The sequence below is a fragment of the Streptomyces sp. NPDC058239 genome (assembly GCF_042882185.1).
In the GTDB taxonomy this organism is placed as follows: Bacteria; Actinomycetota; Actinomycetes; order Streptomycetales; family Streptomycetaceae; genus Streptomyces.
In genome coordinates this window covers 14,135-28,091 of record NZ_JBHVWS010000034.1, presented here as the reverse complement: position 1 = coordinate 28,091, position 13,957 = coordinate 14,135, and the positions used below count along the sequence as shown (strand labels likewise).

The 13,957-nt window shown below is 71.1% G+C and carries 12 protein-coding genes; 4 read left to right on the top strand and 8 right to left on the bottom strand.

Going from position 1 to position 13,957, the window contains the following annotated elements; genetic code table 11:
- The first annotated feature begins 1 nt into the window (after nt 1).
- Nucleotides 2-1,333, top strand: coding sequence for an MFS transporter (locus ACFVYE_RS29825; RefSeq protein WP_389607723.1), 1,332 nt, complete (start codon nt 2-4; stop codon nt 1,331-1,333).
- 76 nt (nt 1,334-1,409) lie between these two features.
- Here the strand turns inward: ACFVYE_RS29825 and ACFVYE_RS29820 are convergent, their stop codons facing one another.
- Genes ACFVYE_RS29820 through ACFVYE_RS29810 form a run of 3 tightly spaced genes read right to left on the bottom strand, consistent with a single transcriptional unit; the run spans nt 1,410 to nt 3,398 of the window.
- Nucleotides 1,410-1,715 carry an AzlD domain-containing protein gene (locus ACFVYE_RS29820; RefSeq protein ID WP_383970437.1) on the bottom strand — a complete coding sequence of 102 codons (306 nt, stop codon included), beginning with the start codon at nt 1,713-1,715 and terminating at the stop codon, nt 1,410-1,412.
- The gene (locus ACFVYE_RS29815) at nt 1,712-2,515 is read right to left on the bottom strand and encodes an AzlC family ABC transporter permease (RefSeq protein WP_389607722.1); all 804 of its coding nucleotides are present in this window, start codon (nt 2,513-2,515) and stop codon (nt 1,712-1,714) included. Before ACFVYE_RS29815 ends, ACFVYE_RS29820 begins: the two co-directional genes overlap by 4 nt.
- A 10-nt stretch (nt 2,516-2,525) precedes the next feature.
- Nucleotides 2,526-3,398, bottom strand: coding sequence for an AraC family transcriptional regulator (locus ACFVYE_RS29810; protein ID WP_383970431.1), 873 nt, complete (start codon nt 3,396-3,398; stop codon nt 2,526-2,528).
- A gap of 81 nt (nt 3,399-3,479) precedes the next feature.
- Here ACFVYE_RS29810 and ACFVYE_RS29805 point away from each other — a divergent pair, with 81 nt between their 5' ends.
- The 3 genes from ACFVYE_RS29805 (at nt 3,480) to ACFVYE_RS29795 (ending at nt 9,859) form a co-directional block, all read left to right on the top strand.
- Complete coding sequence (locus ACFVYE_RS29805; protein WP_383970429.1) at nt 3,480-8,162, top strand: DEAD/DEAH box helicase; 4,683 nt, start codon at nt 3,480-3,482, stop codon at nt 8,160-8,162.
- Nucleotides 8,163-8,257: 95 nt separating this feature from the next.
- Nucleotides 8,258-9,058 (top strand): DNA-formamidopyrimidine glycosylase family protein, encoded by an 801-nt coding sequence (locus ACFVYE_RS29800; RefSeq protein ID WP_383970427.1) that lies wholly within the window; start codon nt 8,258-8,260, stop codon nt 9,056-9,058.
- Nucleotides 9,059-9,094: 36 nt separating this feature from the next.
- A complete protein-coding gene (locus tag ACFVYE_RS29795) occupies nt 9,095-9,859 on the top strand; it encodes an SDR family NAD(P)-dependent oxidoreductase (protein WP_383970424.1) in 765 nt (254 codons plus the stop codon).
- Here ACFVYE_RS29795 and ACFVYE_RS29790 read toward each other — a convergent pair.
- The 5 genes from ACFVYE_RS29790 to rimO form a co-directional block, all read right to left on the bottom strand.
- Nucleotides 9,807-10,139 (bottom strand): hypothetical protein, encoded by a 333-nt coding sequence (locus ACFVYE_RS29790; protein ID WP_389607721.1) that lies wholly within the window; start codon nt 10,137-10,139, stop codon nt 9,807-9,809. The genes ACFVYE_RS29795 and ACFVYE_RS29790 overlap by 53 nt on opposite strands.
- Before the next feature lie 384 nt (nt 10,140-10,523).
- Complete coding sequence (locus ACFVYE_RS29785; RefSeq protein ID WP_018105285.1) at nt 10,524-10,907, bottom strand: helix-turn-helix domain-containing protein; 384 nt, start codon at nt 10,905-10,907, stop codon at nt 10,524-10,526.
- Between the two features lie 109 nt (nt 10,908-11,016).
- A complete protein-coding gene (locus tag ACFVYE_RS29780) occupies nt 11,017-11,526 on the bottom strand; it encodes a CinA family protein (RefSeq protein WP_383970417.1) in 510 nt (169 codons plus the stop codon).
- On the bottom strand, nt 11,523-12,287 hold the full coding sequence (gene pgsA / locus ACFVYE_RS29775) for a CDP-diacylglycerol--glycerol-3-phosphate 3-phosphatidyltransferase (protein ID WP_389607720.1): 765 nt from the start codon (nt 12,285-12,287) through the stop codon (nt 11,523-11,525). Before pgsA ends, ACFVYE_RS29780 begins: the two co-directional genes overlap by 4 nt.
- Complete coding sequence (gene rimO, locus ACFVYE_RS29770) at nt 12,284-13,765, bottom strand: 30S ribosomal protein S12 methylthiotransferase RimO (protein WP_383970411.1); 1,482 nt, start codon at nt 13,763-13,765, stop codon at nt 12,284-12,286. Before rimO ends, pgsA begins: the two co-directional genes overlap by 4 nt.
- Between the last annotated feature and the right edge of the window lie 192 nt (nt 13,766-13,957).

Here is a 13,957-nt window from a genome sequence, read left to right as displayed (position 1 = left end):
CGTGGATCGGCTCCGGACGGGAGACGGGGCAGCCGCGGAGGAGCAGGTGTGCAAGGGCGCCTGGGGCACCACCTGGCTGCTGCTCACCTTCATGCTGGTGAACTTCGCCGACAAGACCGTCATGGGCCTGGCCGCCGACCCCATCCGCGACGAGCTGGGACTGACTCGGGGTGAGTTCGGCACGGCGCAGTCCTCGTTCTTCGCCCTGTTCAGCCTGGCCGCGCTGGGGGTGTCGTTCCTGACCCGTCGTGTCCGCACCACCGTGCTGCTGCTCGGGATGGCGTTGCTGTGGTCGGTGGCGCAGCTGCCGATGCTGCTCGGCGCCGCCGGGTTCGGGACGCTGATCGCGACCCGGGTGCTGCTCGGGGCTGCCGAGGGGCCTGCGGCGCCGGTGGCGGTGCACCATCTGCACGGCTGGTTCGGGCAGAAGGAACGGATGCTGCCGACCGCCGTGCTGATGGTCGGTGCGGCGGGCGGAGTGGCGCTCTCGGCTCCGCTGCTGACCGTGGTGATCGATGTGTGGGGATGGCGCTGGGCCTTCGGCGCCGTGGGGCTGGCCGGCCTGGGGTGGGCGGTGTGCTGGTGCGTTCGGGGCGGGGAAGGGCCGCTCGCGCCTCCTTTGGGAAGGGGCCCGTCCGCCGTCTCCGGCGGGGCCGGTCCGTCCGTTCCGTATCGCAGGCTGCTGCTCTCCGGCACCTGGCTGACTGCTGCCTTCGGGGCGTTCGCCGCCTACTGGATGCTCTCGGCGGGTCTGACCTGGGCGCCGGACTATCTGCACGAGGTGTCGGGGCTGACGCTGAAGCAGTCGGGGGCGGTGGTGACCGCAACGGCCGTCGGTAACGCCGTGGTGCTGCTGGGGCATGGGCTGCTGGCACGGCGGACGGCCCGGAACCGGACCGCGCCAAGGCTTCCCGTCGGGCTCGGCGGCGGTCTCCTGATGTGTGTGGCCGCCCTGTCGATCGCGGTGTTCACCGAGGTCGATTCGGTGGGCGCGAAGATCGCTCTGATGGTCGGGCCGATGGCGCTCACGAATGTGATCCTCACCGCCTCGCAGACGGCCGTCGCCCGCATCGCACCGGCCGGGCAGCGCGGGGTGGCGCTGGGCGCGCTGGCCTTCGTCTATGCGCTCGCCGGGATTCTGTCGCCGCTCGTCACGGGCCGGATGGTGGATGCGGCGGCCTCCGTGCCCACGGGCTACCACTCGGCGTATCTACTGATGGCGGGGCTGGTGGCGGTGGCTGGTGTGCTCGCTGTCTGCTTCCTCCGGCCGGAGAAGGATGCGGCACGGCTCGATGTGGCCCAGACCGCGCCGATGGGCCTGGCAGTGCACTGAACGGGTCGACAAGTACGTGTGTAAGGGGCTCGGTCCCTAGGATCGAGCCCCTTACCGATGTATCTCACCAAGGTGTCTAACCGAGGGCACGTACCCCTGCAGCGACGACCACGGCAGCCCCTACGACCACGAGGAAGGGCGCGCGCAGAACCAGTGCGAGCGCCGCCGCCGCGAGCCCCGCGCCCCTGGCGTCCAGCGTCAGGTGCTGTCCGTCGCCGAACGTCTGCTGTGCGGTGAGGGCGGCCAGGAGCGCCACTGGCAGCAGCGCGGCGAGACGCTGCGCGAGCGGACGTTCCAGCACCCCGGCGGGCACCAGCAGTCCGAGCAGTTTGGCGAGGTAGCAGCCGACGGCGGTCAGCGCGATGGCGATCCAGATGTTCATCGGTTCTCCTCCGCCGTGACCGTGCCCCGGCCCGTTCCCTTCCGGCGTCCGCTCAGGAAGAGGACGGCGGGTGCGGCGAGCGCGGACAGCAGGACGGGGACGCCTGCGGGCAGTACGGGCAACAGTCCGAGCGCGAGCAGAACCGCGATTGCGGCGGTGATGCGTTCCGTCGTGCTTTTCAGCATCGGCGCGAGCAGGGCGAGGAAGACCGCGGGCGATGCCGCGTCCAGCCCCCAGGCGTCGGTGTCACCGAGCGCTTCGGCGCCGAGGGCCCCCAGCAGCGTGGTCAGATTCCACAGCACGTAGAGGGTGAGTCCGGTGACGGTGAAGCCGATCCGTGCGGCCCGCCGGGTGGGCTGCGGCAGTGTCACGGCGGTCGTCTCGTCGATGACCCACTGGGCGGCGAAGGGGCGGAGTGCGCGTGGAAGGGCGAGCAGCTGCGACAGCCGCAGGCCGTAGAACGAGTTGCGTACGCCGAGGAAGAAGGCCCCGGCAGCCGCCGTGTACGGGTTGCCGCCCGCCGCGAGAGCGCCCACGAGGGCGAACTGCGAGGCGCCGGTGAAGACGGCGAGGCTGAGCGCGCAGGTCTGCAGCAGGCTCAGTCCGGAGCCGGCCGAGGTCACGCCGAAGGCGAAGCCGGAAAGTCCGACGGCTATGCCGACACCGAGCGCGTCGCGTACGACGGCCGCGTCCGACTTCTCCCCGACAGCGTCCGGCTGCGCCCCGGGAACGGTCGCGCTGCCGTGGGGTGCGCCGGCTGCTTCGCCGACGCCCTCTGGAAGTGTTGTCTGTTCTGCCACGACCGGAACGCTACGTGGGCAGGTCGCGCCCGGTCTTGTACGTTCTTGCACGTTCGCGCCGGTACGCGCCGGGCGGCACTCCCACGATCCGGGTGAAGTGACGGTTGAGATGCGGCTGATCGGTGAAGCCGACCTCGGCGGCCGCCTCCGCAGGTGCCGTCCCCGCGTCGAGCATCCGGCGCGCGGCCCGTACCCGGGCATCGGTGAGCCAGGCGTGCGGCGGCATCCCGTACTGCTTCTTGAAGGCCCTGAGCAGCGCGAACGGGCTGGTTCCGAGCTCCGCGGCCAGCGCCTCCAGGGTGGGCGGCTCCGCCATCCTGCCCTCCAGCACGGCGCGGGCCCGCGCGGCGTCGCGGGCACCCGCCGAGCGGGGCACGCGCGCGGGCAGCGCGCTGCCGTGCAGGCTCAGCAGCCGCGCAACCATCACCCGCAGCACACTGTCCGCGGCGAGTGCGTTGCCCTCCTCGGCTGCCCGGTGGACCTCGCCGATCAGCCGGGCCGCGTACGGGTCCATGACGCTGGTCTCTGTGAAACCGACCGTGCCGCGCAGACTCGTCGTATCGGCCGCGATGTCGTTGATCACCTGCGCGGACGGGTACAGCGTGGCGTACACCCAGCCCTCCGGAACACCCGCGCGGGCGGTGTGCGGCACCTCCGGATTGATCATGACTACGGTGCCGGGGCCCGCGTGTACGACGGCGCCGCCGGGCAACCCGACATCCTCCACCCCTCGGGTGATGGTGCCGAAGACATAGCCCTCATGGCTGTGGCGCGGGAAGGTGTGGCGCACGTACCGGGCACGCAGCAGATCGAGGTCGGGCAGCTCCGCGTACTGCCAGTGCCTCGCCCACTCTCCTGACCCCGACTCCGGTATTGCCACCATGGACGAATTCTCGCAGCTCCCGGGTGCGGTCGGCGATGGCCGTCACAGCCGTTGTCAGTGCCGGGGTGCACGATGGGGGACATGGCCGGCTCTGCGCTCGACTCGTTCTCCCCTGCGACCCGCAGTTGGTTCGCGGGTGCCTTCAGCGCGCCCACCGCCGCGCAGGAAGGCGCCTGGCGCGCCATCGTCGAGGGCTCGGACGTGCTGGTCGTCGCGCCGACCGGCTCCGGCAAGACCCTGGCCGCATTCCTCGCCGCGCTGGACGGTCTTGCGTCCGTCCCGCCGCCCGCCGAGGCGAAGAAGCGCTGCCGCGTGCTGTACGTGTCGCCCCTCAAGGCCCTGGCGGTCGATGTCGAGCGCAATCTCCGCTCACCGCTGACCGGCATCCGCCAGGAGTCGGTGCGTCTGGGGCTGCCCGAGCCCGAGGTCCGGGTGGGAATCCGCTCCGGCGACACCCCACCCGCCGAGCGCCGCTCGATGGCGACCCGGCCGCCGGACATCCTGATCACCACGCCCGAATCGTTGTTCCTGATGCTGACCTCATCGGCGCGGGAGGCGCTGTCCGGCATAGAGACGGTGATTCTCGACGAAGTGCATGCCGTGGCGGGTACGAAGCGGGGCGCCCATCTCGCCGTGTCGCTGGAGCGTCTCGACGAGCTGCTGCCGCGGCCCGCACGGCGGATCGGTCTGTCGGCGACGGTCCGTCCGGTCGACGAGGTGGCGCGCTACCTCTCACCGCAGCGGAAGGTGGAGATCGTCCAGCCGCCGTCCACCAAGCGGTTCGACCTGTCGGTGGTCGTGCCGGTCGAGGATCTGGGCGAGCTCGGCGGCTCCCCCGCCACCGACACCGACCAGGCCGGCCAGGCGGACAAGCCGTCGATCTGGCCCCATGTCGAGGAGCGCATCGTCGATCTCGTCCAGGCGCATCGCTCCACCATCGTCTTCGCCAATTCCCGCCGCCTCGCGGAGCGGCTCTGCAACCGGCTCAACGAGATCGCGTACGAGCGGGCCACCGGCACTGTGCTCGATGAGCACGGCTCCGCCACGACGCTGCCGGAAGCACACTCCCCGGCCGAAATCATGGCCCAGTCGGGCGCGGCGAGGGGCGCCCCCGCGCTCCTCGCCCGCGCACACCACGGTTCGGTCTCCAAAGAACAGCGCGCCCAGGTCGAGGAGGACCTCAAGGCGGGCCGGCTGCCGGCCGTGGTCGCCACCTCCAGTCTGGAGCTGGGCATCGACATGGGGGCGGTCGATCTGGTGGTCCAGGTGGAGTCTCCGCCGTCGGTCGCCTCCGGGCTGCAACGGGTCGGCCGGGCCGGGCACCAGGTCGGTGCGGTCTCCACCGGAGTGGTCTTCCCGAAGTACCGGGGCGATCTGGTGCAGGCTGCCGTGGTCACCGAGCGGATGCGCGAGGGCTCCATCGAGGCGCTCCGGATCCCGTCCAACCCCTTGGATGTGCTGGCCCAGCAGCTCGTCGCCATGGTCGCCCTGGACACGTGGCAGGTGGATGACCTGCTGGCCGTGACCCGCCGCGCCGCCCCCTTCGCCGCCCTGCCCGAGTCCGCGTTCACAGCCGTGCTGGACATGCTCGCCGGGCGCTATCCGTCCGATGCCTTTGCCGAGCTGCGCCCGCGTGTGGTCTGGGACCGGGTGGCCGGTACGGTCACGGGCCGCCCCGGCGCCCAGCGACTCGCCGTCACCTCCGGCGGGACCATCCCCGACCGCGGGCTCTTCGGGGTCTTTCTCGCCGGCGCCGACCCCAAGAAGGGCGGCGGCCGAGTGGGCGAGCTGGACGAGGAGATGGTGTACGAGTCCCGGGTGGGCGACGTCTTCACGCTGGGCACCACCTCCTGGCGCATCGAGGACATCACCCGCGACCGGGTCCTGGTGTCGCCCGCCCCCGGGGTTCCCGGCCGGCTGCCGTTCTGGAAGGGCGATCAACTGGGCCGTCCCCTGGAGCTGGGGCGTGCGCTCGGCGCGTTCCTCCGCGAGATCGGCGGACTGTCCCAGGAAGATGCCCGGCAGCGTCTGCTCGCCGCCGGTCTCGACACCTGGGCTGCCGACAACACCCTGTCGTACATCGACGAACAGCGCCGCGCCTGCGGTCACGTTCCGGACGACCGGACCATCCTCGTCGAGCGGTTCCGTGACGAACTGGGTGACTGGCGGGTCGTCGTCCACTCCCCGTTCGGCGCGCAGGTGCACGCCCCGTGGGCGCTGGCGCTGAATGCCCGCCTCGCCGAGCGGTACGGCATGGACGCCCAGGTGATGCATGCCGACGACGGCATAGTGCTTCGGCTGCCCGACGCAGACCTGATGGGCCTGGACCTCCTGGACTTCGATCCGGCGCAGGACCCGGCCCAGGATCCGGCACCGTTGCCGGGCCCCTCGTACGACAGCGGACAACCGCCCGTCGGCGCTGCGGACGTGACCTTCGACCAGGGCGAGATCAACCAGATCGTCACCGACCAGGTAGGCGGATCAGCTCTGTTCGCCTCGCGGTTCCGCGAATGCGCGGCGCGCGCCCTGCTGCTGCCGCGGCGCAGCCCCGGCAAGCGCACCCCGCTCTGGCAACAGCGCCAACGCGCCGCACAACTCCTCCAGGTCGCCTCCGAGTTCGGCTCCTTCCCGATCGTTCTGGAAGCGGTCCGCGAATGCCTCCAGGATGTCTTCGACGTCCCCGGGCTGACGGAACTCATGGGTGACCTCGAAGCACGCCGTGTCCGGCTGGTCGAGGTGACCACCCCGGAGCCCTCGCCCTTCGCCCGCTCGCTCCTGTTCGGCTATGTCGCCCAGTTCCTGTACGAGGGCGACTCGCCTCTCGCCGAGCGGCGGGCCGCCGCCCTCTCCCTCGACTCCCACCTCCTGGCCGAGCTCCTCGGCCAGGCAGAACTGCGCGAACTGCTCGACGCCGACGTCCTGACCGAGCTGGAGCAGGAACTCCAGTGGCTGACCGAGGACCGCCGGATCAAGGACATCGAAGGGGTCGCCGATCTCCTTCGGGTCCTCGGTCCGCTCACCGACGCGGAGTTGGCCGAGCGCGGCGCCCAGCAGCCCTGGGCTCCGGAGCTGTCCGCTGCCCGCCGGGCCATCCGGGTCCGGATCGGCGGAGCGGACCACTGGGCCGCGATCGAGGACGCGGGACGGCTGCGCGACGCACTGGGCACCGCCCTCCCGGTAGGTGTCCCCGAGGCTTTCACCGAACCGGTGAAGGACCCACTCGGCGATCTTTTCGCCCGATACGCGCGTACGCACGGCCCGTTCACCTCCACCGAGGCCGCCACCCGTTTCGGCCTCGGCACCGCTGTCACGGAGGGCGCGCTGCAGCGGCTCGCCGCGACCGGCCGGATCGTCCAGGGCGAGTTCCACCCCGCCGGCATCGGCCAGGAGTGGTGCGACGCCACCGTGCTGCGCCGACTGCGCCGCCGCTCGCTCGCCGCGCTCCGCCATGAGCTGGAGCCGGTCCCGCCCGCTGCCCTCGCCGGCTTCCTTCCGCAGTGGCAGCACCTGGGCAACAACAGCCTGCGCGGCATCGACGGACTGGCCCGCGCCATCGAGCAGTTGCAGGGTGCGCCCGTCCCGGCGTCGGCCCTGGAGAAGCTGATCCTGCCGGGCCGGATCACCGGCTACTCCCCCGCACTGCTGGACGAGCTGACCACCACCGGCGAGGTCGTCTGGGCCGGTGCGGGTGCCCTTCCCGGCAAGGACGGCTGGCTGTCCCTCTACCTCGCCGACAGCGCACCCCTGCTCCTCCCACCCCCGCACCCGCTCGAACTGAGCGCATTGCATGAATCCGTCCTGACGGCCCTGACCGGCGGATACGGACTGTTCTTCCGGCAAATCGCCGACCAGGTCCGCGCCACCACCCACCCGGACTGCACCGATCCGCAACTGGCCGACGCAGTCTGGGACCTGGCCTGGTCGGGCCGGCTCACCAATGACACGCTCGCCCCGCTGCGTTCGCTCCTCGGCTCCGGTCGCACGGCAGGATCGACCGCCCACCGCGCCAAACGGAGCGTCCCGCGCGGGCGTTACGGCTCACTCACCGCCGCCGCCCGGCCCGTGTCCCGCACCGGCCCGCCCACCGTCTCGGGCCGCTGGTCCCTGCTGCCCGCCACCGAGCCCGACCCCACGCACCGTGCGCACGCCCTGGCCCGCGCACTCCTCGACCGCCACGGGGTGGTGACCCGCGGCGCGGTCCAGGCCGAAGGGGTCGAGGGCGGCTTCTCCGCTACGTACCGCGTCCTCTCCGCCTTCGAGGACAACGGGCAGGCCCGGCGGGGCTATGTCGTCGAGGGCCTGGGAGCGGCCCAGTTCGCGATGGACGGCGCGGTCGACCGGCTGCGTGCCACGTCCACCGCCCGCGACCGTACGGAGCCGGGCGCCGCGCCCCACGCCCTGGTCCTCGCCGCGGCGGACCCGGCCAATGCCTATGGCGCGGCCCTGCCCTGGCCCGAGCCGCCGGACGGCGCCGGGCACAAGCCCGGCCGCAAGGCGGGCGCCCTGGTGGTGCTGGTCGACGGCGAACTGGCGATGTACATGGAGCGTGGCGGCAAGACGCTGCTCGCCTGGCCCACCGACCCGGAGGACCCGGCACTCCTCGCGGCAGCCGGGGCACTGGCGGCAGCCGCGCGTGCGGGGGCGCTCGGCACGGTCACGGTGGAGCGCACCAACGGCGCCTCGTCCCTGACCTCCCCGCTCGGCCGCACGCTGGAGGCGGCCGGATTCCTGGCCACCCCGAGGGGGCTCCGCCTGCGCGCCTGAGCCACCTGCACACCTCGTACGCCACTCCGCCCTTCCCTGACACCACCCGCACCGCCCCACGCCACACTCCCCACCCGACCCCGCATCATGGAGGCATGCCCGAAGGAGACACCGTCCTGCAGACCGCCAAACGTCTGCACACCGCACTCGCCGGCCAGGTCCTCACCCACTCCGACCTGCGCGTCCCCCGGTTCGCCACCGCCGACCTCACCGGCCGGACGGTTCTGGACGTCACCTCGCGCGGCAAGCATCTCCTCACCCGTATCGAGGGCGGCCTGACCCTCCACAGCCATCTGCAGATGGACGGCGCCTGGCGCATCTATGCTCCGGGCGAGCGCTGGCGCGGCGGCCCTGCCCACCAGATCCGCGCCGTCCTCGCCAACGCCGAACACACCGCCGTCGGCTACCGGCTCCCTGTCCTCGAACTCCTCCGGACCCGGGACGAGGAGAAGGCGGTCGGTCATCTCGGCCCCGATCTGCTGGGCCCCGACTGGAACGCCGAAACCGCTCTGCACAATCTGCTCAGCGACCCCGCCCGCCCCCTGGGCGAGGCCCTCCTGGACCAGCGCAATCTGGCCGGAATCGGCAACATCTACAAGGCCGAGCTCTGCTTCCTCGCCCGTGCGACCCCTTGGCTCCCCATCGGCGACCTGGCCGCCCCCACCGTCGCCCGTCTTGTCACCACGGCCAAACAGCTCCTCGAAGCCAACCGCGACCGACCCATGCGCACGACCACCGGTGCAGCGCCCCGCGGATACGGCGCGAACGAACGGCTATGGGTCTACGGAAGGGCCAACCGCCCCTGCCTGCGCTGCGGCACGCCCGTCCGTACAGCCGGTCAGGACGCCCGCCCCACCTACTGGTGCCCGCGTTGCCAATCGGGCCCCACAAGCTGATTGACGATCCGTCAGATTCAGTCGTACCGTCCGGTCATGTCTCTCACCGCGTACGACCTCACGGGCCGCTCCGCGTTCATCACCGGCGCGGCGGGTGGCATCGGCCGCGCAGGCGCCATCCTGCTCGCGGCGGCGGGCGCCACAGTGCACTGCGCCGACCGTGACGAGAAGGGCCTGCTGGAGACCCGGGACCTGATCGCCGAAGCGGGTGGCACATCCCATATCCATACCCTCGATGTCACCGACCGCAGTCGGATCAAGGCCGCGGTGGCCGCCGCGGGCGACCTCGACATCCTGGCCGCCGTAGCCGGAATCATGCATACGAGCAGCGTCCTGGAGACCGCGGACGACGACCTCGATCGCGTCCTCTCCGTCAATTTCAAGGGCGTTCTGTACGCCTGTCAGGAAGTTGCCCGCAGCATGGTCGCGCGCGGCGCACCCGGCTCGCTGATCACCATGGCCTCGGGAGCGGTCGACGCCGCGAGCCCCGGGTTGCTCTGCTACAGCGCAGCCAAGGCGGCGGTCGTCCAGCTGACGAAGACCCTCGCAACCGAGCTGGGGCCTCATTCCATCCGTGTCAACGCCGTCGCCCCGGGCTGGATCCGTACGCCCATGACCGCCCGCCACGACGCGGAACAACAACACCGGGCGGAGGCCACGATGGCGCGGTTCTCCCCGCTCGGCCGGGTCGGCGAGCCCGAGGACGTCGCCCACACCCTGGTCTATCTGGCATCCGATGCGTCGGCCTTCATGACCGGTCAGATCCTCCGCCCGAACGGCGGCGTAGCCATGCCCTGGTAGTCCGCCAGGCACGGCCACCGCACCGCATCCCAACAGCGAACCATCGATTCACGCACCGCATCCCAAGAGCGGACCACCGCCCCGCACCCGCATCCGCCCCGCTCGCCGCCGTCGGCCCAGCGGTCGCGGCCACGTGCACGGGCAGGAGGCTCAGCCCCCATCCACCCGCCGCCACCGCACCCTCGACAAGCCCCGCATGGGCCGGTTCCAGCACGAGCCGCAGCACGGCCCACCACCACACCCCGCCGAGAACGAGCGCCGGCACCCATCGCCGTACCATGGCTGCCTCCTCCGGCCGAACCTAGTCCGGCCCGCTCGCCCGGCGGGAGGGCGCACCGGTGCAGCACCGGCGCGCAGTGCGCTGCCGCAGACCGTTGTGCGCTCTCCGCCCGGGACATCCGGGCTTGCTCCGGATCGCGGCTCCACCCGGGCCGGAGGCACTCAGCCACCCCGGCGCAGGTCGCATCGAGACACGTCAGACCACGTCAGACCATGTCGGGTCACCCGTGATCTTCCTGATCGATGCCTCTTACTCGCAGTCTCGCCCAGACACTCCCGAGCCGCATCCAGAACGGGTCACGCCCATCCACCCCTGACCATGCAGGAGCCCCGGCCGCCCCCTGAGGGGCCGACCGGGGCTCCGCTTCACACCGGACCTCGCGGGTCAGGCGGCGACGACATCCACCGCTTCCGCGGGCGCCTTGATGGTCACCCGTCCCGTCGGCACACCTGCCACCGACGTCACGGAGACGGAATTGAGCATTGGACGTACCGGCACAGGCACCGGATCGCTGGCTGCTGCCGACTCGGCCAGTTCGGCCAGCGACAGCTCATCGCTCACTTCACGCATGAGCTCGGACATCCGTACGTCAAGCGCGTCGCAAATAGCGGAGAGCAGCTCGGAGGATGCCTCCTTCTGCCCCCGCTCCACCTCGGAGAGATAGCCGAGCGAGACTCGGGCGGACGAGGAGACTTCGCGCAGAGTACGGCCTTGGCGCTGGCGCTGCCGACGCAGCACGTCACCAAGCAGGCGACGGAGCAGAATCATCGGTGGCTCCCTCCTCGGACCGCGTAGCCGCATCCTTCACGCCCCACCGTACCGCCTTGCGCCGCGGCCGTGCGGGGAGCGATGTCGTGTTCACTCAGGGCTGCAAACATCAATTCCCCCCGTTCTGTTCCGTATCCTGTGCGCTTGCATTCTTGCCGAGTTCGGCGGCGAGCAATGCCAGCACGCTCCGTACACTCTCTCTACGGATGTCCGCACGCCCGCCGTTCAATCGCAGCGCTGTCACATTCTCCGCGCCGTCCGGCCCTGCCACCGCAACATAGACCGTGCCGACGGGTTTGCCGTCCTGCGGCTCGGGGCCCGCAACGCCGGTGGTGGCCATACCCCAGTCCGCCCCGAGAACGCGGCGCACACCTGCCGCCATCTGCCGCGCCACCTCCGGGTCGACCGCACCGCGCTCCGCCAGGAGGACGCCGTCGACACCCAGCAATTCCCGCTTCAGGGGCGTTGCGTACGCCGTCACGGACCCGCGGAAGGAGTTCGAGGCACCCGGTACGGAAGTCAGCTCCGCCGCGACCAGACCGCCGGTCAGCGACTCGGCGACGGCAAGAGTCTCACCGCGCTCCACGAGCAGCTCCAGCACCCGGGCCGCGGCAGTCACCGCTCGGCCCCCGTCGAACCACGGGCACCCGAAGCCCCGGAGACCTGCCCTGCACCCTCAGCAGCCCCGGACACTCCAGACCCACCGGATCCGCCGGCAGCCTCCGCCGCAGCAGCCCGCTCGGCCGCGAGCCCCTTGCGTCGCAGCACGACGGCCTGGCGCACGTAGTCGAGTCCCGTGACGACCGTCAGCACGACAGCCACCGCCATCACCCAGAAGCGCAGGGTGGCAAGTGGTCCGGTCAGCGCCAGGACGTACATCCCGACGGCCGTCCCCTGCGCCAGAGTCTTCATCTTCCCGCCGCGACTGGCCGGGATCACCGCATGCCGTATCACCCAGAACCGCATCAGCGTGATGCCGATCTCGCGGAAGAGGATCACGCCCGTGACCCACCAGGGCAGATCACCGAGATACGACAGGCAGATCAGCGCCGCACCCATGATCGCCTTGTCCGCGATCGGGTCGGCGATCTTCCCGAAGTCGGTGACCAGGTTGTATGTGCGCGCGAGATGACCGTCGAACAGGTCGGTGATCATGGCGACGGCGAACGCCGCCCAGGCGAACGACCGCCAGGCCGGGTCGTAGCCGCCGTTGTGCAGGAGCAGCATCACGAAGCCGGGCACCAGCACCAGCCGCAGCATGGTGAGCAGATTGGCGATGTTCCACAGGCTGGCCTGGTTGACGGCCGCAGTACCCAGCTTGCCGCCGCGGACCGGCTTCGCGCCGGAGCCGCCTGCCGCGGATGCCGGGACTCCCGTCATCTGGCCGCCTCCACGAGCTCGGAACACTCGGCCACCAGGTCCACTCCTTCGGTGCCCACAACCTTTGCCTCGACCATACGGCCGGGCACGAGGCCCTCGCGTGCGGTGAAGAGCACCTGCCCGTCCGTTTCGGGTGCCTGGTGCGCCGCGCGCCCCACCGCACCGTCCTCTTCGTCCACGGACTCGACCAGCACCTGCAGGGACTCCCCCAGTCTCTCCTCGGCGCGCTGAGAGGTCAGTTCCTCGGCCAGCTGCGAGATGTGCGCGAGTCGCTCCGCGATGACGTCGGCGTCCAGCTTGTTCTCGTAACCGACCGCCTCGGTGCCCTCCTCGTCGGAGTAGCCGAAGACACCGATGGCGTCGAGCCTGGCGCCGGTGAGGAAGCGTTCCAGCTCCGCCAGGTCGGCCTCGGTCTCGCCGGGGAAGCCCACGATGAAGTTGGAGCGGGCACCGGCCTGCGGCGCCTTGCCACGGATGGTGTCCAGGAGCTCCAGGAAGCGGTCGGTGTCACCGAAGCGGCGCATCGCCCGCAACACGCCGGGGGCCGAGTGCTGGAAGGACAGGTCGAAGTACGGGGCGACCTTCGGAGTCGAGGTCAGTACGTCGATGAGGCCCGGCCGCATCTCCGCCGGCTGCAGATAGCTGACCCGGATCCGCTCGATCCCCTCGACGTCGGCGAGCTCCGGCAGCAGCGTCTCAAGCAGCCGGATGTCGCCGAGGTCCTTGCCGTACGAGGTGTTGTTCTCGGATACCAGCATGACCTCCTTCACACCCTGCTCGGCCAGCCAGCGCGTCTCCCCCAGCACGTCCGACGGGCGGCGCGAGATGAAGGAACCGCGGAAGGAAGGGATGGCGCAGAAGGAGCAGCGGCGGTCGCAGCCGGAGGCGAGCTTCACCGAGGCGACGGGGCTGGTGCCCAACCGGCGACGCAGGGGCGCCCGCGGCCCGGAGACCGGAGCGACTCCGTCGGGAAGGTCCTCGGGGGCGGGGGCGGGGGCCGGTGCGGCCTCCTGTGCGTGCCCCGGCAGGGCCACGGCGGCGTCCTGCCGCTCTGCCGGGCTGATCGGCAGGAGCTTGCGGCGGTCGCGCGGGGTGTGCGAGGCGTGGATGCCACCGTTGAGGATGGTCTGAAGGCGGTCGGAGATGTCGGCGTAGTCGTCGAATCCGAGGACGCCGTCCGCCTCGGGCAGGGCCTCGGCGAGGTCCTTGCCGTAGCGCTCGGCCATGCAGCCGACGGCGACCACGGCCTGGGTTCTGCCGTGGTCCTTCAGATCATTGGCTTCGAGCAGGGCATCGACGGAGTCCTTCTTGGCGGCCTCGACGAATCCACAGGTGTTGACGACGGCGACATCCGCGTCGGAGGCATCCTCGACGAGCTCCCAGCCGTCCGCTGCCAAGCGGCCTGCGAGCTCCTCCGAGTCCACCTCGTTACGGGCGCAGCCAAGAGTGACAAGGGCGACGGTACGGCGTTCGGGCATGGGCTCAAGACTACTTTGTCCCGGCACTCGCCCTGCCGTGCAGGGTTCCACCGTCACACCGAGTGACAAACACGGCGAGGGCCCGGCCCGGTTTGCCGGGGCGGGCCCGGTTTGTGTTTGCGCGTTGGGAAAAGAGGGGGGTTGGGTGAGGCCCCCCCCCGGGGGGCCCTAGTGTAAGATATCCCCCCGACC

Bases quoted from the DNA above. Each gene is read 5' to 3' on its own strand.
- ACFVYE_RS29820 (WP_383970437.1), bottom strand. From the start codon at position 1,715: ATGAACATCTGGATCGCCATCGCGCTGACCGCCGTCGGCTGCTACCTC.
- ACFVYE_RS29810 (WP_383970431.1), bottom strand. From the start codon at position 3,398: ATGGTGGCAATACCGGAGTCGGGGTCAGGAGAGTGGGCGAGGCACTGG.
- ACFVYE_RS29805 (WP_383970429.1), top strand. From the start codon at position 3,480: ATGGCCGGCTCTGCGCTCGACTCGTTCTCCCCTGCGACCCGCAGTTGG.
- ACFVYE_RS29800 (WP_383970427.1), top strand. From the start codon at position 8,258: ATGCCCGAAGGAGACACCGTCCTGCAGACCGCCAAACGTCTGCACACC.
- ACFVYE_RS29795 (WP_383970424.1), top strand. From the start codon at position 9,095: ATGTCTCTCACCGCGTACGACCTCACGGGCCGCTCCGCGTTCATCACC.
- ACFVYE_RS29790 (WP_389607721.1), bottom strand. From the start codon at position 10,139: ATGGTACGGCGATGGGTGCCGGCGCTCGTTCTCGGCGGGGTGTGGTGG.
- ACFVYE_RS29785 (WP_018105285.1), bottom strand. From the start codon at position 10,907: ATGATTCTGCTCCGTCGCCTGCTTGGTGACGTGCTGCGTCGGCAGCGC.
- pgsA (WP_389607720.1), bottom strand. From the start codon at position 12,287: ATGACGGGAGTCCCGGCATCCGCGGCAGGCGGCTCCGGCGCGAAGCCG.
- rimO (WP_383970411.1), bottom strand. From the start codon at position 13,765: ATGCCCGAACGCCGTACCGTCGCCCTTGTCACTCTTGGCTGCGCCCGT.